Annotated in this window: 24 protein-coding genes; 12 read left to right on the top strand and 12 right to left on the bottom strand. The window is 57.7% G+C overall.

Features of this window, described 5'->3' with window-relative positions:
• Positions 1–55: 55 nt before the first annotated feature.
• On the top strand, positions 56–703 hold the full coding sequence (locus P3B99_008975) for an HAD family hydrolase (GenBank protein WYJ07327.1): 648 nt from the start codon (positions 56–58) through the stop codon (positions 701–703).
• A gap of 173 nt (positions 704–876) precedes the next feature.
• Here P3B99_008975 and P3B99_008970 read toward each other — a convergent pair whose 3' ends face one another.
• Complete coding sequence (locus P3B99_008970; GenBank protein WYJ07326.1) at positions 877–1,770, bottom strand: hypothetical protein; 894 nt, start codon at positions 1,768–1,770, stop codon at positions 877–879.
• A gap of 71 nt (positions 1,771–1,841) precedes the next feature.
• Here P3B99_008970 and purB point away from each other — a divergent pair, with 71 nt between their 5' ends.
• From purB to P3B99_008950, 4 genes are read left to right on the top strand one after another with little or no spacing between them, the layout of a single operon-like run.
• A complete protein-coding gene (gene purB, locus P3B99_008965) occupies positions 1,842–3,260 on the top strand; it encodes an adenylosuccinate lyase (protein WYJ07325.1) in 1,419 nt (472 codons plus the stop codon).
• A 4-nt stretch (positions 3,261–3,264) separates the two neighbouring features.
• The gene (gene tgt / locus P3B99_008960; protein WYJ07324.1) at positions 3,265–4,389 is read left to right on the top strand and encodes a tRNA guanosine(34) transglycosylase Tgt; all 1,125 of its coding nucleotides are present in this window, start codon (positions 3,265–3,267) and stop codon (positions 4,387–4,389) included.
• Positions 4,386–6,893, top strand: a complete 2,508-nt coding sequence (locus P3B99_008955; protein ID WYJ07323.1) for an AMP-binding protein — start codon at positions 4,386–4,388, stop codon at positions 6,891–6,893. The genes tgt and P3B99_008955 overlap by 4 nt, the downstream gene beginning before the upstream one ends.
• 3 nt (positions 6,894–6,896) lie before the next feature.
• On the top strand, positions 6,897–7,085 hold the full coding sequence (locus P3B99_008950) for a hypothetical protein (protein WYJ07322.1): 189 nt from the start codon (positions 6,897–6,899) through the stop codon (positions 7,083–7,085).
• Between the two features lie 74 nt (positions 7,086–7,159).
• On the opposite strand, the gene purT is transcribed toward P3B99_008950, so the two are convergent.
• Together purT and P3B99_008940 are read right to left on the bottom strand one after the other, a co-directional pair.
• Entirely contained in the window at positions 7,160–8,344 is a 1,185-nt protein-coding gene (gene purT, locus P3B99_008945; protein ID WYJ07321.1) for a formate-dependent phosphoribosylglycinamide formyltransferase, read from the bottom strand.
• Positions 8,341–10,254 (bottom strand): glycosyltransferase family 9 protein, encoded by a 1,914-nt coding sequence (locus P3B99_008940; GenBank protein ID WYJ07320.1) that lies wholly within the window; start codon positions 10,252–10,254, stop codon positions 8,341–8,343. Before P3B99_008940 ends, purT begins: the two co-directional genes overlap by 4 nt.
• Positions 10,255–10,447: 193 nt before the next feature.
• Here P3B99_008940 and P3B99_008935 point away from each other — a divergent pair, with 193 nt between their 5' ends.
• A complete protein-coding gene (locus P3B99_008935) occupies positions 10,448–11,398 on the top strand; it encodes an acyltransferase (GenBank protein ID WYJ07319.1) in 951 nt (316 codons plus the stop codon).
• Positions 11,399–11,516: 118 nt separating this feature from the next.
• Here the strand turns inward: P3B99_008935 and trpA are convergent, their stop codons facing one another.
• The 7 genes from trpA to trpE are packed head-to-tail and all read right to left on the bottom strand — an operon-like array spanning position 11,517 to position 18,026.
• On the bottom strand, positions 11,517–12,320 hold the full coding sequence (trpA, locus tag P3B99_008930) for a tryptophan synthase subunit alpha (GenBank protein WYJ07318.1): 804 nt from the start codon (positions 12,318–12,320) through the stop codon (positions 11,517–11,519).
• Positions 12,321–12,329: 9 nt separating this feature from the next.
• A complete protein-coding gene (gene trpB, locus P3B99_008925; GenBank protein WYJ07317.1) occupies positions 12,330–13,523 on the bottom strand; it encodes a tryptophan synthase subunit beta in 1,194 nt (397 codons plus the stop codon).
• The gene (locus P3B99_008920) at positions 13,524–14,132 is read right to left on the bottom strand and encodes a phosphoribosylanthranilate isomerase (GenBank protein ID WYJ07316.1); all 609 of its coding nucleotides are present in this window, start codon (positions 14,130–14,132) and stop codon (positions 13,524–13,526) included. It lies immediately after the preceding gene.
• Positions 14,129–14,917, bottom strand: coding sequence for an indole-3-glycerol phosphate synthase TrpC (gene trpC, locus P3B99_008915; GenBank protein ID WYJ07315.1), 789 nt, complete (start codon positions 14,915–14,917; stop codon positions 14,129–14,131). Before trpC ends, P3B99_008920 begins: the two co-directional genes overlap by 4 nt.
• The gene (trpD, locus tag P3B99_008910; GenBank protein WYJ07314.1) at positions 14,914–15,942 is read right to left on the bottom strand and encodes an anthranilate phosphoribosyltransferase; all 1,029 of its coding nucleotides are present in this window, start codon (positions 15,940–15,942) and stop codon (positions 14,914–14,916) included. The genes trpC and trpD overlap by 4 nt, the downstream gene beginning before the upstream one ends.
• Positions 15,939–16,514, bottom strand: a complete 576-nt coding sequence (locus P3B99_008905; protein WYJ07313.1) for an aminodeoxychorismate/anthranilate synthase component II — start codon at positions 16,512–16,514, stop codon at positions 15,939–15,941. Before P3B99_008905 ends, trpD begins: the two co-directional genes overlap by 4 nt.
• Positions 16,515–16,517: 3 nt before the next feature.
• Positions 16,518–18,026 carry an anthranilate synthase component I gene (gene trpE, locus P3B99_008900; protein ID WYJ07312.1) on the bottom strand — a complete coding sequence of 503 codons (1,509 nt, stop codon included), beginning with the start codon at positions 18,024–18,026 and terminating at the stop codon, positions 16,518–16,520.
• 266 nt (positions 18,027–18,292) lie between these two features.
• Between trpE and P3B99_008895 the strand changes: the two genes are divergently transcribed.
• From P3B99_008895 to P3B99_008880, 4 genes are read left to right on the top strand one after another with little or no spacing between them, the layout of a single operon-like run.
• Positions 18,293–18,562 carry a CD225/dispanin family protein gene (locus tag P3B99_008895; protein WYJ07311.1) on the top strand — a complete coding sequence of 90 codons (270 nt, stop codon included), beginning with the start codon at positions 18,293–18,295 and terminating at the stop codon, positions 18,560–18,562.
• 5 nt (positions 18,563–18,567) lie between these two features.
• Positions 18,568–18,810, top strand: coding sequence for a CD225/dispanin family protein (locus P3B99_008890; GenBank protein WYJ07310.1), 243 nt, complete (start codon positions 18,568–18,570; stop codon positions 18,808–18,810).
• A 1-nt stretch (position 18,811) separates the two neighbouring features.
• A complete protein-coding gene (locus tag P3B99_008885) occupies positions 18,812–19,114 on the top strand; it encodes a hypothetical protein (protein WYJ07309.1) in 303 nt (100 codons plus the stop codon).
• Entirely contained in the window at positions 19,111–19,467 is a 357-nt protein-coding gene (locus P3B99_008880; protein WYJ07308.1) for a DUF2752 domain-containing protein, read from the top strand. Before P3B99_008885 ends, P3B99_008880 begins: the two co-directional genes overlap by 4 nt.
• On the opposite strand, the gene P3B99_008875 is transcribed toward P3B99_008880, so the two are convergent.
• A complete protein-coding gene (locus tag P3B99_008875) occupies positions 19,401–22,118 on the bottom strand; it encodes a hypothetical protein (protein ID WYJ07307.1) in 2,718 nt (905 codons plus the stop codon). The two genes, P3B99_008880 and P3B99_008875, sit on opposite strands and share 67 nt — an antisense overlap.
• Before the next feature lie 298 nt (positions 22,119–22,416).
• Between P3B99_008875 and rpsA the strand changes: the two genes are divergently transcribed.
• The gene (gene rpsA / locus P3B99_008870) at positions 22,417–24,078 is read left to right on the top strand and encodes a 30S ribosomal protein S1 (protein ID WYJ07306.1); all 1,662 of its coding nucleotides are present in this window, start codon (positions 22,417–22,419) and stop codon (positions 24,076–24,078) included.
• A gap of 208 nt (positions 24,079–24,286) precedes the next feature.
• Positions 24,287–25,111: a sugar phosphate isomerase/epimerase family protein gene (locus tag P3B99_008865; GenBank protein WYJ07305.1), complete on the top strand. Its 825-nt coding sequence runs from the start codon at positions 24,287–24,289 to the stop codon at positions 25,109–25,111.
• A 136-nt stretch (positions 25,112–25,247) separates the two neighbouring features.
• Here P3B99_008865 and P3B99_008860 read toward each other — a convergent pair whose 3' ends face one another.
• Positions 25,248–25,529 (bottom strand): HPr family phosphocarrier protein, encoded by a 282-nt coding sequence (locus tag P3B99_008860; protein ID WYJ07304.1) that lies wholly within the window; start codon positions 25,527–25,529, stop codon positions 25,248–25,250.
• Positions 25,530–25,735: the final 206 nt, after the last annotated feature.

The raw sequence follows: 25,735 nt of genomic DNA, 5'->3' as shown, positions 1-25,735 counted from the left end.
TCGCATTTGTTTTCGCGCATAATATAAGCAGAGAATTTGAATTTTTTGCAACAAAATGAAGTATAAATATGTAATTTGGGATTGGAACGGAACGCTGCTCGACGACGCCGCGCTCAGCACCGACATATTCAACAAAATGTGCCTGCACTTCGGAATCCCGACAATCACGCTCGACACATATCGGCGCGAATTCGGATTTCCCGTAATCAAATTCTACGAGGAGCACGGCTACGATTTCGACAAAATCGACTTCCAGAAAGTGGGGCATTTCTACGTTTCCGAATACAACAAAAGACGCTTCAAGTGCAAGCTCCACAAGGGCGCGGAGGACGCCATGCGCGCGCTCAAAGACGCGGGCTGCCGCCAGAGCATACTCTCGGCGTACGAGCGCAACTTTCTGCTGAAATGCGTGTTGCGCTTCGAGCTGGACAAATACCTCGACTGCGTGTACGGGCTGGACAACGTTCTTGCGGGGTCGAAGATAGACTTGGGGAAATCGCTGATGAAAGAGCTTGGCGCAAAGCCCGAAGAAACGATTATCGTAGGCGATACCGACCACGACAAGGCGGTCGCCGACGCGCTCGGCGCGGACTGCGCCCTCGTGTCGGTTGGGCACATTTGCGGAGAAAACCTGCGCAAGCTTGGCGCGCCCGTGTTCGACTCGCACGCGGAAGTGCTCGCCCGCATTCTGTCGGCAAAATAACGCCAGAAACGGGGACGCAACGCCCGACGCGAAATCCGCGGACACGCGCCGACTCCCGCCGCCGATAAATTCCCAAGCGCGGGCAAAGGCGAAGCGTGCCGCACGGAAAACGTCAGGCGTAAAACGCGCTCTCCGCAAAACCTTTCGACGCCCTATCCGACGCGTTCCCGAAGCTACTTTTCGCCGTCAAGCTTGCGGTCGAAATCCGCCTTCGAAATTCCCGTGATTTTCTCGAACACGGCATAGTCGAAATTCGGAAGTTGGAGGGTTTTTGCGATGTCGGCGGGCGCGGCGGATTCGAACGAATCGCGCGGATTTGGCGAATTAAGCCATTTCGGCAGGACGACCTGCGGGGCTTTGAGGTTTTCCACGGGCTTGTCGAACATGTAAAGCGGAGCGTCGCGCGTGTTGAAAAAACCCGCGTTGTAGCTGCCCAAATTCCATTTGCCCGAATTGCGGTTGCCCGCGTTGAAGCTTCCCGAATTTGCGTTCCCCTTATTATAGTGCCCCGAATTGTAGCTGCCGACGTTGCCGTCGCCCGTGTTCGAGTGCCCAATGTTCAGGCTGCCGACGTTCGCGCTGCCGACGTTTTTGTCGCCGACGTTGTCGATGCCCGTGTTGTTGTCGCCCGTGTTGAAGTCGCCCGAATTTAGTTTGCCGGTGTTGCGCTTGCCCAAGTTGCGCTCGCCCGTGTTGAAAGAGCCGATGTTGCGTTCGCCCGTATTCGACTCTCCCAAATTGAAATTTGCGTCGCGCAGAAGCGGCAGAAGCTCTTCGGTGGCGTCGCGCAGAAGGCGGATTCTGCGGCAGCAAATCTGGTCCTCCACGGCGTAGCGGCCCGAGGCGTCCGCGCCGTCTATTTCGACCTCGTAAATCCTCGCGCCCTCCGAATACCACATGTTCCAGTACTTCGACACATAGTAGCCGTCGGACGACATTTTCGCGGAGTCGATTTCGGGAAGCCACGCCCCCGCCTTGCCGTCCTTTGGCAGAAACGGAGTGTAGTCGAAAAGCGTGCACGGCGAAAGCCCTTTTCCGCCCAAAACCTTGTAATATTTGCCGTCCATAAAAAAGAATGGCGAAGTCTTTAAAAAAAAGCTTCAAAAGTCGAAATAAAAATCCATTATAAGAGCCGATTATGATACCCGACATTTTGGCAGAACGCTACGCGTCAAAGGCAATCAAGGACATTTGGAGCGCGGAAGGCAAAATTTTACTCGAACGCAATCTGTGGATTGCGGTCATGAAAGCGCAGAAGGAACTCGGTCTCGACATTCCGCAGGAGGCTATCGACGCCTACGAAAGGGTCAAAACAAATATCCGCGTCGACGAAATCAACAAGCGCGAGAAAATCACGCGGCACGACGTCAAGGCGCGAATCGAGGAATTTTGCGAGCTTGCGGGCTACGAGCATATCCACAAGGGAATGACCAGCCGCGACCTCACCGAATGCGTGGAACAGCTGCAAATTTACGAATCGCTGAAAATAGTGCGCACAAAGGCGGTAGCCGCGCTCTACCTGCTTTCGAAAACCGCCCGCAAACACAAGGCGACGGTGCTGGCGGCGCGAACCCACAACGTCATAGCCCAGCTTACGACTTTCGGAAAACGCCTCGCCGAATTCGGAGAGGACACCCTCAGGGCAATACAAAACATCGACGCGCTCATCGACAGCTACCCCGTCCGCGGGCTTAAAGGCGCGGTCGGCACGCAGCTCGACCAGCTTACGCTCTTTGACGGCGACGCGTCGAAAGCCCTCGCGCTCGACGAAAAAATCAGAAAGCACCTCGGAATAAACCACTGCATCGGCGCGACGGGGCAGGTCTACCCCCGCACGCTCGACTTCGAATGCGTCTCGCGCCTCTACCAGCTCGGCTCTGGGGCGTCGTCTTTCGCGAAAACGCTGAGAATCATGGCGGGCGCGGAACTGGCGAGCGAGGGCTTCGCAAAGGGGCAGACAGGCTCTTCGGCAATGCCGCACAAAATGAACTCGCGCAGCTGCGAGCGCATAAACGGCTTCCACGTAATTCTGCGCGGCTTCATGGAAATGGCGGCGTCGCTTTCGGGCGACCAGTGGAACGAGGGCGACGTGTCGTGCTCGGTGGTGCGCAGAGTCGCCCTGCCCGACTCGTTCTTCGCAATCGACGGGCTGCTCGAAACTTTCATCACGGTGCTCAACCAGATGGTGGTAAACACGGCGGTCATCGCCGCGGAATGCCGCAAATACATGCCCTTCCTGCTGACGACAACCATCATGATGAACGCCGTCAAAAAGGGATTGGGACGCGAAGACGCCCACGAGATTATCAAGGAACACGCGGTGGCTACTGCAAACGACCTCCGCGCGGGCAAAATCGCCGAAAACGACCTGCTAAAACGCCTTGCGGAAGACCCCCGCATGCCGCTCGACGCCGCGGAACTCGCAGAAATCGAGAGGGTCGGAAGCGCGGCGACGGGCATGGCGGAAGTCCAAACGGAGGATTTCTGCGACCGCGCCGACAGCCTCGCCGACAAATATCCCGAAGCGAAGTCGTACGCGCCCGCCCCGATTCTCTGAGGACATGTTCAAACTTCTGAAAACTTCGGACAAGTCGCGCGCCCGCCGCGCGACGCTCGCGACAGCCCACGGCGACGTACAGACGCCCGTGTTCATGGCGGTCGGCACGCAGGCTACGGTGAAGTCGCTCACGCCGCAACAGGTGGAGGAGACGGGGGCGCAGATAATTCTCGGCAACACATACCACCTGAATATCCGCCCGACCTCCGAACTCATAGCGCGCTTCGGGGGGCTTCACGAATTCATGAAGTGGCGCAAGCCCATTCTTACAGACAGCGGCGGATTTCAGGCGTTCAGCCTCTCGAAGCTCAGAAAAATCACGGAGGAGGGAATTTCGTTCAACTCGCACCTCGACGGCAAAAAGCTCTTCATCTCGCCCGAATCGTGCATGGGAATTCAGCGCAATTTGGGCTCGGACATCTGCATGGTGCTCGACGAGTGCATACCCTACCCCTGCGAGCGACGCACCTGCGTGAAGTCGGTGGAGCGCACAATACGCTGGGCGAAAAGGTGCAGGGACGAATACGAAAGGCTCGGAATGCCCGCCGACGGAATACTGTCGTTTGCAATCGCGCAGGGCGGCTGCTACGACGACATTCGCGCCGACTGCTCGAAGCGCATTGCCGAGCTTGATTTTCCCGGCTACGCAATCGGCGGGGTGTCGGTCGGCGAACCCGAACCCGCAATGCTCGAACAGGTGGACGTCTGCGCCCAAAACCTGCCCGCCGAAAAGCCGCGCTACGTCATGGGCGTAGGCACGCCGCCGCAAATCCTCAAAATGATTGCCCTCGGCGCGGACATGTTCGACTGCGTAATGCCCACAAGGCTAGCCCGCCACGCGTGCGCGTTCACGCTCGACGGCGAAATAAACCTCAAAAACGCGCGTTTCGCGGAAGACCCGTCGCCGCTCGACCCAGAAATAGACAGCTACGCGTCGCATTTTTCGCGCGCGTACATAAGGCATTTGGTGAAGGCGAACGAAATGCTCGCATGCACGCTCGTTTCGATACACAACATAAGATTTTTCCAAATACTCACCGAGCAGGCCCGCAAACACATCGAAAACGGCGACTTCGAAGAGTGGAGCGCGGCATGGATTGCGCGATACGAAAGGGAAAGCAAAAAATGAACATCACGCTGATGAAAGAGTTTGACCGCGCCGCGCTCGCGGGGGTCGATTTCGAATTCTCGTACGCGGACACATACGCCCGCATTATCAAGGCGCGGGACGCCCTGCCGCACGCCGACGGCGAGCGGAAAATAGCGGTGTTTGCGGAAAACTCGCCGCAGTGGGTGTTCGCGCTCTACGGAGCGTGGCTCGACGGCGCGACGGTCGTTCCAATCGACGCCAAGTCGAACGCGGAGGAAGTTGCGTTCATCTTGTCGGACGCGGAGCCCGACGCCGTCTGCGTCGGGCGCGAAAACCTCGACACCGCGCGGGAGGCTGTCGAAAAATCGGGGAACCGCGCAAAAATCGTCGTGCTTGAAGACCTCTTCGAGGGAGAGCTTCCCAAGCCCGAATCGCGCAACTGGAAAATCGAGCGCGACTCCGACGCCCTCGCGCTGATTGTCTACACGTCGGGCACGACGGGCAACCCCAAGGGCGTAATGCTCACATTCGGCAACATGTACGCCAACATGAGAGCCGTCTACGACGCCCGATACTATTTCGACGGAATACGCGTGCTCGCGCTCCTGCCGTTCCACCACATTCTGCCGCTCATGGGCACGCTCGTAATGCCGCTTTCGATAGGCGGCAGGCTGTCTTTCCCGAAATCGCTCTCGCCCTCCGACATCGGCGAGGTGCTTCAAAAATATCCCGTAGACATGATTATCAGCGTGCCGCGCTTCTACGAGCTTTTGCACGCAAACATCATGGCGAAAATCAGGCAGTCGAAAATTGCGTCGGCGCTTTTCAACGCGGCGAAGCTCGCAAACAGCCCCAAACTTTCGCGCCTGCTCTTCGGGGCGATTCAAAAGAAATTCGGCGGAGAGGTAAAATTCTGGATTTCGGGAGGCGCGGCTCTCGACAAGCGCATTTGGCGCGACCTCGACGTGCTTGGCTTCGGTATCCGCGAAGGCTACGGAATGACCGAATGCGCCCCCATTATCGCATTCCCGCGAATCGGCAGAATCAGGGTAGGCTCGCCGGGGGAGGCGTTGCCCGGAATCGAAATCAGGATTGTCGAGGGCGAGATTATCGTGCGCGGCGACAATGTAACGCGGGGCTACTACAAACGCCCCGAAGAGACGGCGGAATCAATCAAAAACGGCTGGCTCTACACGGGAGACCTCGGATACCTCGACGAAAACGGATACCTTTTCATCACGGGTCGCCGCAAGGAAATCATAGTGCTTCCCAACGGCAAAAACATCAACCCCTCCGAAATGGAAACGCAACTCAAACGCCAAAGCGGCGACGAGCTTCTCGAAGCGGGAATCCTCATGTACGACAACATGTTGCAGGCGGTAATCAGAGTGTCGCCCGAAATGATTTCCGCAATGGGGAAGGAGGGCGCGGAGGAACACGTCCGCAACGACTTTATCCTGCCCTACAACCGCGCGACGGCGTCGTACAAGCGCATCATAAAATTCGTGCTGACAACAGACGAGCTTCCGCGCACGCGCGTGGGCAAGCTCAAACGCCACCTGTTGCCGACATACATCGAAAGCCGAAACCTCGCCGAGCCGCAAACCGCGCGCCCGGAGCCGGACTCCGAAACATACCGCGAGCTTAAATGCGTCCTCGCCGACCAAATCTCCCTGCCCGTGCGCCCCGACGCCCACATGGAAATGGACTTGGGGCTGGATTCTCTCGGAAAAATCGCAATCCAGTGCTACGTCAAGGAAAACTACGGCGTTGAGGTCGGCGAGCGCGACTTCGAAAAGCACCCGTCCCTGCGCGAGTTCGCAAAACTCGTCGACGACAACCGCGACAATTCGTTCGAGAACCAGTCGAAAAACATAACGTGGTCGGACATAATCAAAAGCGAGCCGTTCCCGACGCTCCCCAAGCCCAACTTCTTCCACTTCCTGTCAATCGACATTTTCAGGACTTTCGCGCGGCTCTTCTACAAAGTGTCGTTCGAGGGGCTCGAAAACATCGCGACCGACAAGCCCGTAATCATAGCCCCCAACCACCAGAGCTATCTCGACGGGCTTTTTGTCGTGCTGCCGTTCTCGAAAACGCAAATCTACAAAACCTACTTCTTCGCGAAAGTCCGCAACATTATAAAAAGCGGCTGGATAAAGAACTACGCCAACCGCAGCAACGTAATTGTGATGGACATCAACGACAACGTGATTGAGGCGGTGCGCAAGCTCGCCGAGGCGGTGCGCGAGGGCAACAGAATTGTGGTATTCCCCGAAGGCACGCGCACGAAAGACGGCGCAGTTGCGGAGTTCAAACAGACTTTCGCGATTATCGCAAAGGAAATGGGAGTGGCGGTCGTGCCTGTGGCGATTACGGGCGCGTTCGAAGCGGTGAAATCGAACGCAACGCTCCCGACTTTCGGCGCAAAAATAGGAGTCCGCTACCTGCCGCCAATGACCGCAAACGAAGGCGAGCCCTACGCCGACTTCGCCGCGCGGGTCAAGACGGAGGTAGAAAACGCCTGCAAGCGGGGGAAATAGGACATGGAAAGGACAATCGCATTTTGCAGGCAAAACGGCTCGCAAGTCTACGTCTACAACGAAAAGAACGCGCTGCTGTTCACGAAAATCGGCACGCTCGTAGGCTACACGTCGGCGACGGTTTCCGTGAAAAGAGGCATGCGCACATACGTCTACGACGCCCGCGGCTCGCTCAAATTTTCGAGGGCATAAACTGCGGCGCAAGCCGCGCAAAAAAACGCCGCATTCGCAAACAGCGGGCGCGGCGTTTTTTGTTTTGCGGAAAATCAGAGCAGTTTGATTTTCAGGTCGGCTAGCATTTCCTCCGTAATTGCGTCAGCCTCTTTTATAGTGCCGCGCCGCGCGAGCAAAACGCCCATTCTGCGGTGTCCGTCAACGCTCGGCTTGCCGAAAAGGCGCATGTCGGTAAGCGGGCGCGAAAGAACCTTTTCCAAGCCCGAATATTCAAGCATGTCCGACTTTCCCTCCACGACGACCGCCCTGCTTGCCGACGCCCCGTAGTTTTCGATTTTCGCAATCGGAATGCCCAAAATTGCGCGGGCGTGCAACGCGAACTGCGAAAAGTTTTGCGAAATCATCGTGACCATGCCCGTGTCGTGCGGGCGCGGCGAGACTTCGCTGAACAGAACTTCGTCGCCCCTGACGAACATCTCGACGCCGAAAATTCCGTATCCGCCGAGCGCGTCGGTAATTTTCTTTGCGCATTCCCGCGCGGCTTCGAGAGCCTTTTGCGACATCGGGTACGGCTGCCAGCTCTGGCGGTAGTCGCCGTCAACCTGCCTGTGCCCTATCGGCTCGCAGAACGAAGTTCCGCCGCTGTGGCGTACGGTAAGCAGAGTAATTTCGTAGTCGAAATCCACAAAGCCCTCGACAATCACGCGCCCGCCGCCCGCGCGGCCGCCCGACTGAGAATACTCCCACGCGTGCCCGACGTCCGCCGCCGAGCGCACAACGCTCTGCCCGTGCCCCGACGAGCTCATGATGGGCTTCACAACGCAGGGCATGCCGATTTTTTCCAACGCGGCGTCGAACTCCGCGCGTGTGGAGGCGAACGCGTAAGGCGACGTTTTCAGCCCGACTGTTTCGGCGGCGAGCGTGCGTATGCCCTCGCGGTTCATTGTGAGGTTGACCGCCCTGGCGGTCGGCACGACATTGAATCCGCGGGCTTCGAGTTCGAGCAGTTTGGAGGTAGCAATCGCCTCGACTTCGGGAATGATGTAGTCGGGCTTTTCGGAAAGGACGAGTTTTTCGAGCGCGTCGGCGTCGAGCATTGAAATCACATGCGAGCGGTCGGCGACCTGCATTGCGGGGGCGTCGGCGTACCTGTCTACGGCTATGACCTCCACGCCGAGGCGTTTCAGCTCAATCGCCACCTCCCTGCCCAATTCGCCGCTGCCGAGCAGCATTGCCTTTGTGGAATTGGATTTGTACGGCGTTCCGATTTTCGTCATGATAATTCTCCTTTGTTTTTATTTGCGAATGATAAAACCGCGTTTTCGACCTGCGCGACCGAAACCCCGCGCACGTCTCCGCCGCCCTGCAAGGGGCAGCCGTCGGGCACGATTTCGACATGCGGGGCGTCGAATGCAAAGCCGTTTCTTAGCGGGTTTGTCGCGCCGTAAATCGCGACGGTTTCAAGACCGAGGGCGTTTGCGATGTGAAGCTCGTTGCAGTCGGTGCCGACGGCAAGCGTGCATTCGGCGATTTTTTCGACGCTCGCGGCGGTGTCGAGCTTCCCCGCGAAGTTTTCGATTTCGGCGAACTCGGCGCATTTCGCGATTTCGAACGCCGTGCGCGAGTCGGACTCTCCGCCGAATACTGCGAACTTCGCGTCGGGAAGCTTAGCCGAAAGCGACTTCACAAGAGCGCACCATTTTTCCGAACTCCACGCATGCCCGCCCTCTCCGCCGCACAGCACGGCAATCCGCAAACCGCCCGACTTCGGTTTTCCGAACGGATCGAGCGGGGAATAGTCAGGCTCGCCGCGAAGCCCGAACTTCCGCATGAACGCGAGGTATTCGAGCGCGACGTGCTCTGCCGACTGCGCGGCGTCGGGCGAATAGACGCCTTTCATGAAAAATCTGCGGCGCGACGAGCGCAACGCCAGACGGAAGTCTGCCCGCATGAGCAAAGACTGGAAGTCGTCTGCAAAGGAGTCGGGGAAGACGAGGTGGACATCGGGATAGCGTTCGTAGAGGCGGCGGAACGCGCGGGCGCGGGCGAAAAATCCGTCGGCGCGGTCGGGCACGGAAATCACTTCGTCGGCAACGCCCATGAGCCGCACGAGAACCGCGTACTTGTTTTGCACAAGCAGCGAAACCGCAGCGTCGGGGCGCGACTTCCTAAGCTGGCGCACGAGCGGCAAAAGCGCAAGCGTGTTGCGGAAGGAGTCGGGCGGAGTTATGAAAATGCGCGTGTTGCGCGGAAGCTCGGCACGCCCCGCGAGTTTCAGCGCGATGTCGAGCGTTTCGCCACCAAGCTCCAAGCCGAGCGCGTGCATGGCGGGGCGCGTAGACCACTGCCAGCGGCGGTGCAGCCAAAGCCAGTCGTACCGCGCGACGGGGTCGGAGCGGAGTTTTTCGGTAAGCCACGCGTCGCCCTCGGCGGTAATCTCCTCCTTGGTTTTGCCCTTGAAATAAACGCCGTCTATGCGCGACCTCCAAAAGCCCGTGCGGGTTGCCCAAAACGCGGCGCAGTCCGCCTTTCCGCTCTCTACGAGAATACCCGGAAGTTCGGTCGTCGTGCAGATTCTGTCGAGCAGAAGCGAACGCGCCCCGTGGTAAGTTTTCTGGTCGAAAAGCACCGCCACGCAGCCCTCCGCGCGGAGGAATTTCACGGCGGCAAAAAGCCCTTTCTTGCGCGAGAGAAGCTCAACCCCGAACCGCTGGCGGCTCGACTTCACCCAGCTTTCGAGCGCGGGGCTGTCGAAGGGGCGGTAGAAAACGCCAGTCGGCGGAGTCTTTTTGCCGGTGAGAACGGGGAACATCGTGATGGTTTCCATCATCGCGAAATGCGGAATCATCAGAACCGTCGCGCGGTGCTTCGAGCCGAGCTTTTCAAGCTCCGACAAAACGAAGCCGCTAACGGAAATACGCGAGCGCAAGTTTTCGTTCGAAAGGTGCGGACTCGCCAGCACGAACAGAGCCATCTCGACCATTCGCCTGCAAGACTCGAACGCTATTTTCCGCCGCTCGGCGCGCGGCATGTCGGGAAACGCGTGCGATATATTCGAGTGCGCAACCCTGATTCTGCCGAAGGGGCACGAATAAATAAGCCAGCCCACGGAAACACACAGCGCGTTCGCCAACCATTCGGGCATCGCCGCAATGCCACGCCCCAAAACTGAAAGCATAAACTTCATTTTCTCCCCCCACCCTACACAATCGGGCAAAAAAAGCAAAGTAAATTACGCCGCCCGCGACGCCCGAAGCAGCCCCAGAATAAAGCGGAACCGCCGCCGCAAGAGTTTCCGCCGTAAAATATTGACATTTCGCTCCTCTTCCAACATTTGCATTATAATGACAATTTCGGAAGAAAATTCAAAGGCCGTAAATGTGCTAAAATACATATTGGCGATTCTTGTCGTGTTCATACACATACCCGCCGAGACGCGCAACGACCCCGTTTATAACGGTTTTGTCGCAAACATCACGCGGACAGCCGTCCCGTTTTTCTTTGCCATATCGGGTTTTTTCGCCGCGAACAAGCAATACGGAACTCTGCTAAAAAGCAGGTTTTTTTCGCTCGTTGCGACAATGGTGATATGGGATATCGTATGCTTCGCGCTGATATTCCCGCTGACATGCCAAAAACCCGAACTGTCGAAAACAGCCTTTTATATAAGGTGGATTTTGGGCTTTTCGACAACTCCGACAGACATGCCGCTGTGGTATCTCAGAAACCTCTTCGTTATGGTTGCAATCAGCCCGGTGATATCGCTCCTTGCCGTGCGCTTCCGAAACGCCCTAAAATGCCTAATCCTCCTCGGAATCCCAGCGTTTGTATTCGCCGACACCGCCGCAATGACGCTTCATGTCTCCCCGTGCTACTACAATATGGCGGTGCAGTCGGCGGTGTTTTTCTCGGCGGGAATGTACGCCGCGCTAAATGAAGTTCGAATTGAAACCGAAGGAAAGTTTTTGCGCGCGGCAACGGCGTGTTTCTGCATAACATGCGCAGGGTATTTCCTCGCGGAAAACGAAACAATCAAAAGCGCATTCTCTCAAACCTCGGCTTTGCTCTTCGCCGTCCCCGCATTCCGGCTCGCTAAATCAATCGGGCGAAAGATGCCGGCTGGACGCGCAAAATATCTGGCAAAACTTTCGTTGTTCATATTTGTTTCGCACTATATTTTCGCATGCGCATACTCGAAGTGGATAGAGCCGCACTGCGCGGGATTCGAGGGAAGCGCGGTATCGGTTGCGTACATTGCGTGCGTGATTGCCCTATTATCCTATGCCTACGGCTTCATTCCCGACAAGTGCAAACGCATTTTGCGGATATAGGCGTTCGGGCAAAATAAAACACCGCCTCCAAACGGCAAGCGCGGAGTCAGCGCATGCGGGCGCGAAAAAACCTCCCTCGCGGGAGGTTTTGCGTTTTGCGGAATTCGAGCCTGCAATGCTATCTTTTCATCTGCGCCGCAAGCGACGAGACGAAGTCCGCCGCTGCGTCCAACGCCGCCGCCTCGCCGCGTTCGACGTATGTCTTGTACGCCAAATCCACGAACTTGCTGCCCACAACGACAGCGTCCGCGCTCTCCGCCGCCGCGTGCGCCATTTCGGGGTTCGAGATTCCGAAGCCCGCCGCCACCGGCAAAACCGACGCCTTGCGGACTTCCGCGAGCCTTGCGGCAATGCCCTCTGGCAATGCCCCGCGCGCGCCCGTTACGCCCGCCACAGTTACGTAATAAAGGAAGCCCGCGCCCTTTTCCGAAATCTTCCGAATGCGGTCGGGCGACGACGTCGGAGCCGCGAGCGGTATGAACTCTATCCCTTTCGGCGACGCCACGGAGACGACCTCGTCGGCCTCCTCCAACGGGACGTCCACAACAAGCAGAGAGTCAATGCCCGCGGCGGCGCATTCGTCTACGGTCTTTTCGACGCCGAGCTTGAAAATCGGGTTGAAGTACGAGAACATCACGAACGGCGTTTCCACCCCGCGCGAACGCAGGCGTTTTGCGAGAGCAACAACCTTTTCGAGCGTCGCGCCGCCGTTGAGGGCGCGGCGGCTCGCCGCCTGAATCGTCTTGCCGTCCGCCATGGGGTCGGAGAACGGCACGCCGAGTTCGATAATGTCCGCGCCCGACGCGCAGATGCGTTCTATCAATTTTTCGGAAAATTCGATATTCGGGTCGCCGCAGCTTACGAATACGACGAGCGCCGCCCTGTTTTCCCTTGCGAGTTTTTCAAAAAGCTTTGAAGTCATTATTAAATCCTATTTTCTGTTAAGATACTCCATTACGGAATTCATGTCCTTGTCGCCGCGCCCGGAAAGGGAGACGACGATTACGTCGTCCTGCGAAAGCTCACGCGCGTTCCGCATCGCAAGAGCCACCGCGTGCGACGACTCCAACGCGGGGATAATTCCCTCCAAGCGGCAGAGTTTCCGGAACGCGTCGACCGCCTGTTCGTCGTCAATCGGAACGTAGCGGGCGCGCCCCGTGTCCCTCAAATGCGAGTGTTCGGGACCGACTCCGGGGTAGTCAAGCCCCGCCGACACCGAGTGCGTGTCGAGAATCTGCCCGAATTCGTCCTGCAAAAGGTAGGTCTTGTTTCCGTGGAGGACGCCGACCGTCCCCGCGCTGAGGCTCGCCGCGTGCCTGCCCGTTTCGACGCCGTCGCCCGCCGCCTCCGCTCCGTAGAGCGCGACCGACGGCTCGTCGATAAACGGCGCGAACATGCCGATTGCGTTGCTTCCGCCGCCGACGCACGCCACGACCTGCGTGGGCAGACGCCCGAATTTTTCAGCCATCTGCGCCTTCGTCTCGCGCCCGATGACGGACTGGAATTCCTTGACCATCGTCGGGTACGGGTGCGGTCCGGCCGCCGTGCCTATGACGTAGAAAGTATCGTCTACGGTCGCGACCCACTCGCGGAGAGCCTCGTTCATGGCGTCTTTTAGCGTCGCCGTTCCGTGTTCGACCTCGACCGCCACGAGCTTTGCGCCGAGCATTTTCATGCGCCCCACGTTCTGCGCCTGACGCCTTACGTCCTCCGCGCCCATGAAGACCTCGCATGGCATTCCGAAGAGCGCGGCAACCGTCGCCGTCGCCACGCCGTGCATGCCCGCGCCCGTTTCGGCGATGAGCCTGCGCTTGCCCATTCTGCGGGCGAGAAGCACCTGCCCGATTGTGTTGTTTACCTTGTGCGCGCCCGTATGGTTCAAGTCCTCGCGTTTGAGAAAAATGCGCGCGCCGCCGCAGTATTCCGTGAGCCGCTTGGCGTAGTAAAGCGGCGACGGCCTGCCAACGTAGTCTTTGAGAAGCGCGGCGTATTCCGCGTTGAAGGCGGGGTCGGCGATGGCGTTGTAAAATTCGCGTTCAAGCTCGTTGAGCGCGCTCATGAGGGTCTCGGCGACGTACTGTCCGCCGTAGATTCCGAACTTTCCTTTTTTCGTTTCCGTATTCATTTATTTTATGGTTTTTAAATATTTTGAAATTAAATCCGTATCCTTTTTGCGGGGCGATATTTCAACCGCGCTGTTGAGGTCGAGTCCGTAGGGGGCGACCTGTTCGATTGCGGCGCGGGCGTTTGCGAAAGAGATTCCTCCCGCCAAAAATACGTCGCGAACCGACGCAAGCTCCCGCGCCAAATCCCAGTTTGCGGTAAGCCCCGTGCCGCCGCGCGACGCGCCGCGCGAGGAATCGACGACGAGTTTTCCGCACTCGATTTCCGCCGCCGCCGCGACGTCTCCGCGCGAGGAAAGCCAAACCGCCCTCCATATTTCCGCGCCGCAGCCGCGCAGCGACTTTATGTAATCGGCGTTTTCCGAACCGTGCAGCTGAACCGCCGCAAGCCCGTATTCGCCGACCGCGCGGCGGACAAATTCGGCGGGCGAATCCACGAAAACGCCGACGAGCTTTGCCGAAAGCCCCGCCGACGCAATCGCGCGGGCTTCCGACTCCGAAACGAGCCTCGGACTTTTTTCGGCGAAGATGAGTCCGACATAGTCCGCGCCCGACTCCGAAATTTTCAGGGCGTCGCCGACGTTAGAAACTCCGCAAATTTTGATTTTCACAGCGCCCCCAAAAGTTTTTTCAACGCCTCAGACGGCGATTGCTCCTTCATCAGCGCGGTTCCCACAAGTGCGGCGTCCGCCCCCGCGCCGCGCGCGCGCAACAGCGTTTCGCGAGAGTCCACGCCGCTTTCCGCCACTTTCACGACGCAATCGGGCAGCGTTTTCAGCAGGCGTTCAGAAACCGAAAAATCAAGCCCGAACGTGCGCAGGTTGCGGCAGTTCACGCCGACGATGTCCGCACCGCAGTCGAGGGCGGCGGCGATTTCCGCTTCGTCGTGCGCCTCGGCGAGAACGTCGAGCGAGAGCGATTTTGCGAAGTCGAAGAGCCGCTTGAAGTCGGGCTTTTTAAGCATTTTTGCGATGAGAAGCACCGCGGACGCCCCCGCGGCTTTCGCCTCGGCAATCTGGTATTCGTCGAAAATGAAATCCTTGCGCAAAAGCGGAATTTTCACGCGGGTTGCGGCGTCGCGCAGAAATTCGAGGCTTCCTAGAAAATAGTTGCGCTCGGTAAGCACCGACAGCGCGGACGCCCCAGCCGACTCCAGCTCAACACAAAGTTTCGACGGCTCGAAGTCGGCGCGGATAAGCCCAGCCGACGGCGACGCCTTTTTCATTTCGGCGATTACCGCGGGGTTGCCGCCGCGCGCGCGCAGGGCGTTTTTGAACGACGCCGCGCGGGGCGTTTTTTCGGCGGCGGAAAGAAGCTCCGCAAAGGGAAGGCGTTTTTTCGCCGCGTCCAAATCGGCGCGGGAGGCGTCGCGGATTGTTTCGAGAATGTCGCTCATTGTCTTGAAAATTTTACGAGGACGTCGAGCTTTGCGCGGGCCGCGCCAGAATCCAGAGATTTTTTTGCAAGCTCCACGGCCTCGCCGAAGTCGGCGGTTTTTCCGCCGACGACGATTCCCGCCGCGGCGTTGAGCAGGCACGCGTTCCTTGCGCCGCCGCCGATTTTCCCGTCGAGAATGCCGCGCGTGATTTCCGCGTTTTCGGCGGGGTCGCCCCCGCGCAGCTCCGACATGTCGGCGAGGTTCGGAATGTATTTCAGAGGGTTGAATTCGTAGGTCTTGACGAAGCCGTTTTTAAGCTCGCTGACTTTTGTGGGAGCGCACGGCGAAATTTCGTCCAAGCCGTCGTCGCCGTGGATTACGAACGCGCGGCGTCCGCCGAGCCTTTTGAGGCACTCGGCGACAAACTCCGTCATCGAGGCGTCGAACACTCCCACGACCTGCCCCGTCGCCCCCGCCGGATTCACCAGCGGCCCGAGCAGATTGAACGCCGTGCGGAAGCCCAGAGCCTTGCGGACGGGCGCGGCGTAGCGCATTGCGGGGTGCATTTTTGGCGCGAAAAGAAACGCGATTCCGTTTTCCTGCAAGCAGTGCTCCATCACTTCGGGGTGGACGTCGAGGTTGAAGCCGAGCGCGGCGAGAACGTCGCCGGAGCCGCATTTGCTCGTCGCCGCCCTGTTGCCGTGCTTTGCCACTCCCACTCCCGCGCCCGCCACTATGAACGCGGAGGTCGTGGATATGTTGAAGGTGTCCATGCCGTCGCCGCCCGTGCCGCAGGTGTCAATCGGCGCGTACGCTCCCGCGTTTACAAACGCCGCCCTCTTGCGCATGGCGGACGCCGCCCCCACGATTTCGTCTACGGTTTCACCCTTCATTTTGAGCGCGGTAAGGAACGCCGCAAGCGTGCGGTCGTCAACCTCGCCGCCCATGATTTCGTCGAACACGGCGCGGCTCTCGTCGGCGGAGAGGTTCGCGCGGGTGTTGGCTATTTTGCGCAGGGCGCGGAGTGTGCATTCGGCGTTCATTTTGCGTCGGCCTCTTCGAGAAAGTTTGCGAGAATGCGCTTGCCGCCGTAAGTCAGAATCGATTCGGGGTGGAACTGCACGCCCTCAATCAGATACTCCCTGTGGCGCAGAGCCATGATTTCGCCGTCCTCAGCCTGAGCCGAAACTTCGAGGCACGGCGGAAGAGTCGCGCGTTCGACCGCGAGCGAATGGTAGCGAACCACCGACATCGGCGACGCTATTCCCTTGAAGCAGCCCCTGCCGTCGTGCTCTATTTTGCTTACCTTGCCGTGCATTGTGCGCATCGCCCTGACGATTTTGCCGCCGAACGCGCAGCCTATCGACTGCATGCCGAGGCACACGCCGAACATCGGCACGCGCCCCGCGAATTTCTGAATGAACTCGACGCACACACCCGCGTTTTTGGGCGAACTCGGCCCGGGGGAGACGACCACAGCCGACGCTCCCAGTCCGAAAAGCCCGTCCGCGGTCATCGCGTCGTTTCTCACCACGCGCACGTCCGCGCCGAGAGTCTGCAAATAGTGCGACAGGTTGTATGTGAACGAATCGTAATTGTCAATAAGAAGTACCATTTTCTATTTCCTTTCCAGCTCGGCGACGTCGAGCGATTCCAAATTGTGCGCGGCTTCGATCGCCCTCGCCACGGCGCGGGCTTTCATGCGGGTTTCCTCGTACTCGAATTCGGGAACGGAGTCGTAGACAATGCCCGCGCCCGCCTGCACCGACGTAATGCCGTCGCAGATTTGGAGGGTTCTGATTGTAATCGCCAAGTCCATGTTGCCGTCGTAGCCGATGTAGCCGACAGCCCCGCCGTAGCAGCCGCGGCGTTCGGGTTCAAGCTCGTTTATAATCTGCATTGCGCGGATTTTCGGCGCTCCCGAAAGAGTGCCCGCTGGGAAAGCCGCCGCGAGCGCGTCGAACGCGTCCACGCCCTTTTTGACTTCGCCCGAAACGTCGGAAACCAGGTGCATGACGTGCGAGTACCGCTCGACCGACATGAAGTCGCCCACCTGAACGCTGCCCGCCTCGCAGAAGCGCGAGAGGTCGTTGCGCCCCAAGTCAACGAGCATGAGGTGCTCGGCGCGTTCCTTTTCGTTCGAGAGCAATTCGGAGGCAAGGCGCATGTCCTCGTTTTCGTCCGAGCCTCTGCGGCGCGTGCCCGCAATCGGGCGGACGTGCGCCTTGCCGTCGCAGAAGCGCAAAAGCGTTTCGGGCGACGAGCCGACAAGGTATTTTTCGCCGAGTTTAAGGCAGAACATGTAGGGCGACGGATTTATGAGCCTGAGGGCGCGGTATGCGGCAATCGGGTCGATGGGCGCGTCGGTCGAGAAGCGCTGCGACGGCACCACCTGTATGATTTCACCCTGCTTTATATACTCTTTCGCCTTTTCTACCATATCGCAGAAGTCGTCGTGCGACATGTTCGATTTCAGGCGAATCTCGCCGATGTTCTGCGCGGTCAGCGGGCGGCGGCGCGGCGACTTGTAGATTTCGGACATTTTTTCGACCCTCGCGCAGGCGTCGCGGTAGGCGGCTTCGAGAGAGTCGAATTCGTCTATGTTCGCGCACGCGACGATTTTCGCCGTGTGGCGGAGGTTGTCGAAAATTATGATGTCGTCGTAGATGCCGAAGAACGCGTCGTCGAACTTGCGCTCGCCCTTGGGATCGGGGAGCTTTTCGAAAAGCCCCACGCACTCGTAGCCGAAGTAGCCGACCGCCCCGCCGAAAAAGCGCGGAAGGGTGTCGAGCCTTGCGGGCTTGCGCGAGGCAAGATAGTCGCGAAGCGGCGCGAGCGGCGCAAGCCCCTCTTCGGAAGTCGATTCAACCTTGCGTCCGTCGGCGAACGCAAGCACCGACTTCCTCCCGACAAGCGAAAACGTCGCGCGGGGCGCGAAGCCTATGAACGAATAACGCCCCCAGTTGTCGACGTTTTCCGCGCTCTCGAAAAGAAAGCAGTTTTCGAGTCCGTCGAGCTTGGCGAAAACCGAAACGGGCGTTTCCAAGTCGGCGAGCAATTCGGCGTAGACGGGGATTACGTTCGAGTCCGAAGCGTACTTTTTGAATTGTTCGAATGTTGGTGTCATTTTGTTTGGCGCAAAAAAAAGCGGCCGAGACAAAAGGCCGCCAAAAGTTTAAACCGTTTTAAACTCTATGCGACCTTCGGACTGGACCACCAATTTTTCATTAATTTGAATTTTCGAGTTTCGATATTTTTCTCCGCAAAAACAATGTCAAGCAATTTTTTTCGTTTTTTTGAAGCCGCAAAATCAAAGCGCGAAACGCGCAATTTTCAATGCGGATTTTTTTAAGCTTGCCCGAACAAAGCGCAAAATATTATTTCTGTATATATATGGAAAACGAATACGGCGAAATCCCGACAAGGCTTGTCCCCGCAATTTTGGCGACGGTGTTCTGCTGCCTGCCGTTCGGCATAATGGCGGTGTACCACTCGTCGCAGACGGAATCAGCTCTGCTTGCGGGCAACCGCAGGGCGGCGGCGGAGTCTTCTCAGGCGGCGAAAAACTGGATTCTGGTTTCGCTGTTCGCGGGGCTTTCGGTATACGCGATAGGGCTTATCATCTGGATTTGCGCGGCACTGGCGTTGTCCACACTCGACTAAAAGACATGGAAGAACTGCAAGACAAAGTAAAAAAATACATGCTCCTCGGCATTCTCGCGACGGTGTTCTGCATGCCGCCCGCGGGGGTCGCCGCCGTCTACTACGCGGGGCGGGCAAACACGTTCATCGCCCTCGACAACCCCGCAAAGGCGATGATGGCGGCGGAAAAGGCGAAATTCTGGGGGCTTGCGGCGGTCGTTCTCGGCGCGGCGGTCTACCTCTGCGCCCTTGCGGCGTCGCTTTTCTAAAATGGGCAAAGACAAAAACGGCGCGTTCGACGACGGAAGCAGGGAGTGCATGCTCTCGTTTTTTCTGCTCGGCAACTACTTTGCGCTCTTCGGGCTTGCACGCTCGACGAGGGCGATGAAGGCAAGGCTCGCGGGAGACCCCGCCGCGGCGGAATCCGAAGCCCGCGCCGCTAAAAAATGGGCGCGCTGGGGGCTGATTCCCTCTACGATACTCAACGCCGCGCTTGTTTACGGCGCGGTGGTTTTCACAATAAAATACATTCTCCCCGCAGTGGAGGAGTTTGCAATGTCGATACGGCCGTGAGGATTTTGGAATTTGCGCTTTTGGGAATCGTCGCCGCCGCGGCGGTAGCCGCGTACTTTTTCGACCCGTCGAGCGACCCGTTTTTCCCGCCCTGCCCCACGAACCTTATTACGCACCTGCACTGCCCCGGCTGCGGCACGCTCCGCGCCCTGCACGCACTCACGCACGGCGATTTCCGCGCGGCGTTTTCGCAAAACGCGCTTGCGATGGTTTTACTGCCGATTGCCGTTGTTGGGACTGTCGCGCCGCCTGTGTTGCGGATTCCCCATTTGGCGCAGGCGGTGTTCTATTCGACAATCATATTCACGATTCTGCGGAACACGGAGACGTTCTCGTTCCTCGCGCCGTACTGAGAGTTGCCCGCGCCGAGCCGCAGGAATTTCACGTCGCCCTTTTTCATGTCGAACTCGAAGACGCGGGCTTTGCCGAGCCTTTCGCCCGAAAGCGCGTCGAACACTTCCGCCTCGCGCCCGAGGTCGATTTTGTGCGCTTCCGAAGTCGTCGCGGTAATCGACACATACGCGCCGTTTGCGTAGACCGACGCGGGCTGTTTTGTGTAGACATGCGCGCCCGAAACCGACGCCATCAGACGGTAGAGCGATTCGGGCACGACGGTAGTCCCCACGAACATCTGCGGGCGTCTGCCGGAAGTGCGGAGAACAACGGCATTCGAACCGTCGGCATACTTCGCCAAAACCGTGTCGCCGTCGCGGGCGGCGGGCGAAAGAAGCGGCTTTACTTTTTGCGGCACGCCGAATTTTGCGGGAAGCCCCGCCGCCAAGCCTGCGGAGGTCGAATGGGCGACTGCGGGAACGTCGCCCGCATGCGACACATCGAAGCCCGTAAGCTCGCGCACTGCGTCGAGAGAATAGGCGTTTTCCGACAAGTCCACAAGCCCCGCCGTCCAGCACCACATCGACGCCGACTTTTCAGACGCCGTCGCAAGGATTTCGCGCTCGCGCTTCGTCAACGCCGACGCCAACAGGTAGACGCGCAGTTTTGCGGAGAGTTTGCCGTCGAGCGCGTCCTCCAAAATGTACTGCCCGAAAGGCGTTCCCGCGCGGCTCATAGCGGCTCTGCCGCCGTCAAGAAGCTGCCGCGATGTCGCAAACGACGCGCCGTTGCCGCCTATGTACATCACGGACTTGTCGGAATGGATAAGCGCGATTTCGGGGCGATAGGGCTGGGGACGTTCGAGCATGTCAAGCTCGGCGGCGCGGGCGTCCTTCATTTCGCGCCAAATTTCGGGGTCGTTGAACCAGCCGCAACCGAACAAGTCCATCCACCAAGAGCCATGATTGCGGACAATCTCCTGCGAGAGATTTCTGCGCATGACTTTCCTCGTGTCGGAAAGCGTCCGCTGGGCTTTGTCGGCGACATATTGCGGAGAGCCGCTCGTCCAAAGCAGGTATGTTCTGTTGTCGTCTTCGTCAAACCACATTTTGCCCGAATTGGCAAAGCTGTCCGCCGCGCTCATCGAAAGCTTTACGCCGCCCAAGCCCCTGCCCGAATAGGAAATCGGCCCAGAGACAATATCGACGTACGGCGACTTCAAAATCTTCGCAAGCGCGTAGTGTCCCGCAACCGCGGGCGAATTGGGGAAGCCCGACAGCTCGTATGCGTACCCGAAAAACACGAGCGACAGCCTGTCCCTGCCCAGCCCGCGGCACGTTTCGCGGACAGTTTTTGCGAAGCGCAAAACGAGGTTCGCCATTTCGTCCTGCAAGAACGCGTTGAAGTCGGCAACGGAAGCGGAGACTTCGGGATTGAGCAGGTGCGAAGTGTTTTTGCCGCGCTCGTCGGGGGTCGGCACGCGCATTTCCGCGAACGGAACGGCGGTCTTCGACCGCCACGCCTTTTGCAAAGCTTCGGGAGTTTTGTATTTTTCCGCAAGCCACTTGCGCCATGCCGCAAGAGTCGCGGTGTCGTAGCCGCCGAATGCGGACTCGCCCGACGCCCCGTAGAAAAATTCGCCCGACTGCCCGCCCGTCGGGTGGTATCCCGCTATGTTGTCGGCGTATTTAGATTCTATGTATTCGATGGTGTTGCGGATTCCCTCGGAGGCAATTTTTCCGAAAGATTCCGACGACGGCGACGAATAGCTTGCGCCGTCGTAGCCGCGCGTAATGGGCTTGCCGTCGAAAGACATTAAAACTTCGTCGGGGTGGATTCTGCGGTGCTCGGCGTTTTCGGTGGGAATGCGCACTATCGCGCGGGCCTTCGGGTTCGCCGCCAAAAGCTCGGCGAAAGCCGCGTCAATCTGCCGCTTCGCGTTTTCGTCGGCGGGGTTGCAAAGCGCGGGAACGCCGAAATGCACAAACTCGACCCCCGCTTCGCCCGCGATTTTCACCTGCGAGCCGAACACGGGAATTTTGTTGTCGGACAAATTTCGGTACGGATTGAGGACATACGCCATCAAAAGCATTTTCGACGGCACGTCGGTTTTCGCCCGAACATGCACGCGGTATTTCACGCCCTTTTTCAGCGAAAAACACCTGATGTGGAATACGAGCCTGTCGAACGTGGCGTCTTTCTGCTTTTTTGTTATCCGCAAAACGGGCATGCCGTCGAGAACTTCGTTTTGCATTGCAACTTCGGGCTGCGGGCGGATTTCCTTGGGGAACAGCCACGAAAGCTTGGATTTGTCGTAGGGCTTTGCGGAAAAATCGTAAAGCGAAACGCGCGAGCCGTCGGAGAGGTTTTCGAGTTCGAGCTTCGAAACGCAAAGCTCGGAGACGTCGTTGCCCACAAGAATGCGGAGCGCGGCGGAATTTGTGTCGGCGGAATGGGAGACGTCGAGGGAAAAATCCTCCCATTTGTCGGCGACGCGCGGAGTCGTTCCGCCGCCCGTCCAACCGAGGAAGTGGCGCGACTTCACCGCCTTTCCGTCAACCGAGACGAACGGAACGTCCCCGAAGGTCTCGACTTTGTATGAAGCCGCGAACGCGGAAGCCGCACACAAAAGCGCGGGCGCGAAAGAGGAAAATCGTTTAAGCAAATTCATGGGGCAATGATTGAAATCGTGGCGGAACGCGTCAAGGGCAAACACCCGCCGCGCCGACGCCGAAGCCGTATTTTGCTGCACTATTTTGACTTTTCCGCCCATTTTCGAAACCGCCCGCCCGTCGATGAATGCGGCGGACGCGGGGCTAATAAAGTTGCAAAAAAAACTTGCGCGGGAGGGGCAATAAGATAAAGTCGGATACTTTATTTTAGATTGGAGCGGCGCGACGGTCGCGCTGTCGCCGACTAAATCAATAACAATCAACCCGTTTCCGCAAGGAAACGACCCAAGGAAAACAATGAACAACGTAATGGAAGAATTGCTGGCCAACAGCAGTTTTGCCGAACTCAAACAAGGCTCTATCATCAAGGGCAAAATCATCGAAATCCGCCAGAACGAAGTCGTAGTCGACATCGGCGGCAAAAGCGAAGGCGTCGTATCGGTAAGCGAATTTATCGACATCAACGACGTTCAGGTCGGTCAGGAAATCGAAGTTTTGTTGGAAAAACTCGAAGACCGCGAAGGCAATCCCGTAATCTCCTACGACAAAGCCCAGCAGAAGAAGAACTGGGAGGAAATCCTCGCCAACTGTCAGGAAGGCGCAATCCTCCCCGGGCGCGTCAAGGCGAAAGTCAAGGGCGGTCTCATCGTCAGCATCGGTGTAGACTCGTTCCTGCCCGCTTCGCAAATCGACGTCCAGCCCCCGAAGAATTTGGACCAGTACGTCGGACAGACCTACGACTTCAAAGTCGTTAAAATCAACGCCGAACGCAAGAACATCGTCGTTTCGCGCCGCGAACTCATCGAAGAACAGCGCGCCGAAAAACGCCGCAAGCTCCTTTCCGAAGTCAAGCCCGGCGACATTCGCAGAGGCGTCGTAAAGAACATTACCGACTACGGAGCGTTCATCGACCTCGACGGTCTCGACGGACTCCTCCACATCACCGACATGAGCTGGGGCAGAATCTCGCACCCCTCGGAAATGGTGAAAGTCGGCGAAGAAGTTTCGGTCATGATTATCGAAGTAGACCAGGAACGCGAACGCGTATCCCTCGGCCTCAAACAGACCACTTCGAACCCGTGGGAAAACATCGAACGCAAGTACCCCGTTGGCGCGCACGTCCGCGGCAAGGTTGTAAACCTCGTCAACTACGGCGCGTTTATCGAGCTCGAAGAAGGCGTGGAAGGCTTGGTTCACATCACGGAATTCTCGTGGACAAAGCGCATCACGAAACCCTCCGAAGTGCTTAAAGTCGGCGACGAAGTCGAAGCGGTTGTCCTCAGCATCGCAAAGGACGAACAGAAGATTTCGCTCGGTCTGCGCCAGCTCGAAGAAAATCCCTGGGAAATGGCCGTCCACAACTACCCCGTGGGCGCGCATGTCCGCGGCAAGGTTCGCAACCTCACAACCTACGGCGCGTTCGTCGAACTCGAAGAAGGCATCGACGGCATGGTTCACGTCTCCGACATGAGCTGGACGCGCAAAATCAACCACCCCTCGGAAATGCTCAAAAAGGGCGACGAAGTCGACGCCATCGTGCTCCTCGTCGATCCCGAAAACCAGCGCATTTCGCTCGGCATCAAGCAGCTCTCCGTCGACCCGTGGGAAGAAATCGATTCGCTCTTCAAAATCGGCGACTTGGTTAAGGGCAAGGTCAGCAAAATCACAAACTACGGCGCGTTTGTCGAACTCCAAAACGACATCGACGGTCTGGTTCACATCAGCCAAATCAGCGAAGAACACGTCGACAAGATTAAAGACCACCTCAAAGTGGGCGACGAAGTTACCGCTCGCGTCGTGAAAATCGACCGCGACGAACGCCGCATCGGGCTGTCCATCAAGGCCGCCCAGTACGACGCCGACAAGCTCGCGGAAGAAGTTGCGGCTTTCGAAAAAATCCGCAAAGACCAAGACCTCACCTCTCTCGGCGACCTCTTGGACGAAGCCACAAAAGAATAACGCAATTATTCTTTTGTGCAAAAGCCGCGCCCCAATCGGGCGCGGTTTTTTTGTGCCCGAACGCGGGAAATTACGCCCGCAGAAATCGGCATCGCACGTGCGCGGCATTGCACGCAGGCGGCGGGAACTTGTAAATAAACGGTTTTCCCATTTTCGGAATGCGATTCTTGTTGACCGCCCACGGCGGAAAAAATAATCGTTTCGGCATATGAAAACTCTAAAATATATGCTCTTGGGAGCGATGGCGGCTTTGCTTGCGGCGGCGTGCGTGCAGCAGCAACGCGCTCCGCGCAAAATCTCGGTTCAAATGTACACTACGCACGGCTACACGCTTGAAGAATCAATAGTCGGGCTGGCGAAGCTCGGCATAACGCGAATCGAAAGCACGCCGATTCAGAAAATCTCGAAAAAATTCGGGAACGCGCTTTTCAATCCCGACTCCACGCCCGAACAGCGCGAGTTCGTAAAAAAACTGCTCGCCGACAACGGCATGGCAATCACCACAATTTACTACATTCCGCCGAAAAACGAGGAACAGCTCGCAAAGCTCATGGAGTTCGGCAGGGAATTCGGGGTAAGGCTTTTCGTCGGAGAATCGCGCGAAGACATGCTCGACCTCTGGGAAAAATACTGCCGAAAATACGGGGCTAAAATGGCAATCCACTGCCACCAGCGCGGCTCGAACACGCCGTACTGGAACCCCGAAACCGTGCGCAAAATTGTGGACAAATACAAAAATATCGGCTTCTGCGCCGAAACAGGCGCGTGGTCGCGCTCCGGCATAGACCCGATTGCCGCGCTGAAAACCGCCGACGGCAAGATTTTCGCCCTCCACCTCAAAGACCAAAAAACTTTCGGCGACATCAACAGCCCAGGCGTAAACTACGGAACGGGCGCGCTCGACATGAAGGGCATTCTCGCCGAGCTTGACCGTCAAGGTTTCGACGGAGACTTCGTAATCGAACAGGGAGACGACCAGAAAAACGCTTTCGAAATAGTCAGGTTCAATGCCGAATGGCTCGAAAACAACTAAACGGCGACGCGGAATTTGCAGACGCGCGGGGCGGCACTCCGCGCTTTTTGTCTTTGCAGGCAAAGCGTCGGAGCGCAAAAAAACCCGCGTGAAATACGCGGGCAGTGTCGCAAAAAATATCCGTTCCCCGAAAAAATTATTCTTCGTCGAACTTGCGGTTGAAAAGAGCCTCGATTTCGTCGAGCATAGAGTCGGCATCGTCTCCGCTTGCGATGAACTTGACTTCCGAGCCTTTTCCCGCGGCGAGCATCATCAGGCTCATGATACTTTTGCCGTTGACCTGTTCGCCGTCTTTTTCAACCCAAACTTCGCAATTCGCATACTTATTGGAAATGCGCACAATCATGGCGGCGGGACGGGCGTGTATTCCCATCTTGTTCTGTACGGTAAGGACTCTGGACATTTCTGTTTCCGGCATGATTTGTAAATTTTTAAAATCGTCATATTGCTTCGCGAAAAATCCGCGTCAAGTAAATTTTCTAAATTTTTGATTCATATAATCTACGCAAGCGGCGCCCGACGCGCCCCGCGCGGGCAAAATCGGCGGAATGCGCCGTTTGCGCGCTTTTAACATTTGACTTTCCCGCGTTTATGGAGGCAAATAAAAGGCGACTTTTTTACAAA

The organism is Opitutia bacterium KCR 482 (assembly GCA_029269845.2).
Taxonomy (GTDB): Bacteria; Verrucomicrobiota; Verrucomicrobiia; order Opitutales; family Intestinicryptomonadaceae; genus Merdousia.
This window is presented reverse-complemented; position numbering and strand designations above follow the sequence as displayed.

Bases quoted from the DNA above. Each gene is read 5' to 3' on its own strand.
- purT (WYJ07321.1), bottom strand. From the start codon at position 8,344: ATGACGAAAATCGGAACGCCGTACAAATCCAATTCCACAAAGGCAATG.
- tgt (WYJ07324.1), top strand. From the start codon at position 3,265: ATGTTCAAACTTCTGAAAACTTCGGACAAGTCGCGCGCCCGCCGCGCG.
- P3B99_008860 (WYJ07304.1), bottom strand. From the start codon at position 25,529: ATGCCGGAAACAGAAATGTCCAGAGTCCTTACCGTACAGAACAAGATG.
- P3B99_008890 (WYJ07310.1), top strand. From the start codon at position 18,568: ATGGAAGAACTGCAAGACAAAGTAAAAAAATACATGCTCCTCGGCATT.
- P3B99_008875 (WYJ07307.1), bottom strand. From the start codon at position 22,118: ATGAATTTGCTTAAACGATTTTCCTCTTTCGCGCCCGCGCTTTTGTGT.
- P3B99_008905 (WYJ07313.1), bottom strand. From the start codon at position 16,514: ATGGTACTTCTTATTGACAATTACGATTCGTTCACATACAACCTGTCG.
- P3B99_008940 (WYJ07320.1), bottom strand. From the start codon at position 10,254: ATGAAGTTTATGCTTTCAGTTTTGGGGCGTGGCATTGCGGCGATGCCC.
- P3B99_008975 (WYJ07327.1), top strand. From the start codon at position 56: ATGAAGTATAAATATGTAATTTGGGATTGGAACGGAACGCTGCTCGAC.
- rpsA (WYJ07306.1), top strand. From the start codon at position 22,417: ATGAACAACGTAATGGAAGAATTGCTGGCCAACAGCAGTTTTGCCGAA.
- trpA (WYJ07318.1), bottom strand. From the start codon at position 12,320: ATGACTTCAAAGCTTTTTGAAAAACTCGCAAGGGAAAACAGGGCGGCG.
- P3B99_008970 (WYJ07326.1), bottom strand. From the start codon at position 1,770: ATGGACGGCAAATATTACAAGGTTTTGGGCGGAAAAGGGCTTTCGCCG.
- P3B99_008895 (WYJ07311.1), top strand. From the start codon at position 18,293: ATGGAAAACGAATACGGCGAAATCCCGACAAGGCTTGTCCCCGCAATT.
- trpC (WYJ07315.1), bottom strand. From the start codon at position 14,917: ATGAGCGACATTCTCGAAACAATCCGCGACGCCTCCCGCGCCGATTTG.
- P3B99_008950 (WYJ07322.1), top strand. From the start codon at position 6,897: ATGGAAAGGACAATCGCATTTTGCAGGCAAAACGGCTCGCAAGTCTAC.
- P3B99_008885 (WYJ07309.1), top strand. From the start codon at position 18,812: ATGGGCAAAGACAAAAACGGCGCGTTCGACGACGGAAGCAGGGAGTGC.
- P3B99_008955 (WYJ07323.1), top strand. From the start codon at position 4,386: ATGAACATCACGCTGATGAAAGAGTTTGACCGCGCCGCGCTCGCGGGG.
- trpE (WYJ07312.1), bottom strand. From the start codon at position 18,026: ATGACACCAACATTCGAACAATTCAAAAAGTACGCTTCGGACTCGAAC.
- trpD (WYJ07314.1), bottom strand. From the start codon at position 15,942: ATGAACGCCGAATGCACACTCCGCGCCCTGCGCAAAATAGCCAACACC.
- purB (WYJ07325.1), top strand. From the start codon at position 1,842: ATGATACCCGACATTTTGGCAGAACGCTACGCGTCAAAGGCAATCAAG.
- trpB (WYJ07317.1), bottom strand. From the start codon at position 13,523: ATGAATACGGAAACGAAAAAAGGAAAGTTCGGAATCTACGGCGGACAG.
- P3B99_008865 (WYJ07305.1), top strand. From the start codon at position 24,287: ATGAAAACTCTAAAATATATGCTCTTGGGAGCGATGGCGGCTTTGCTT.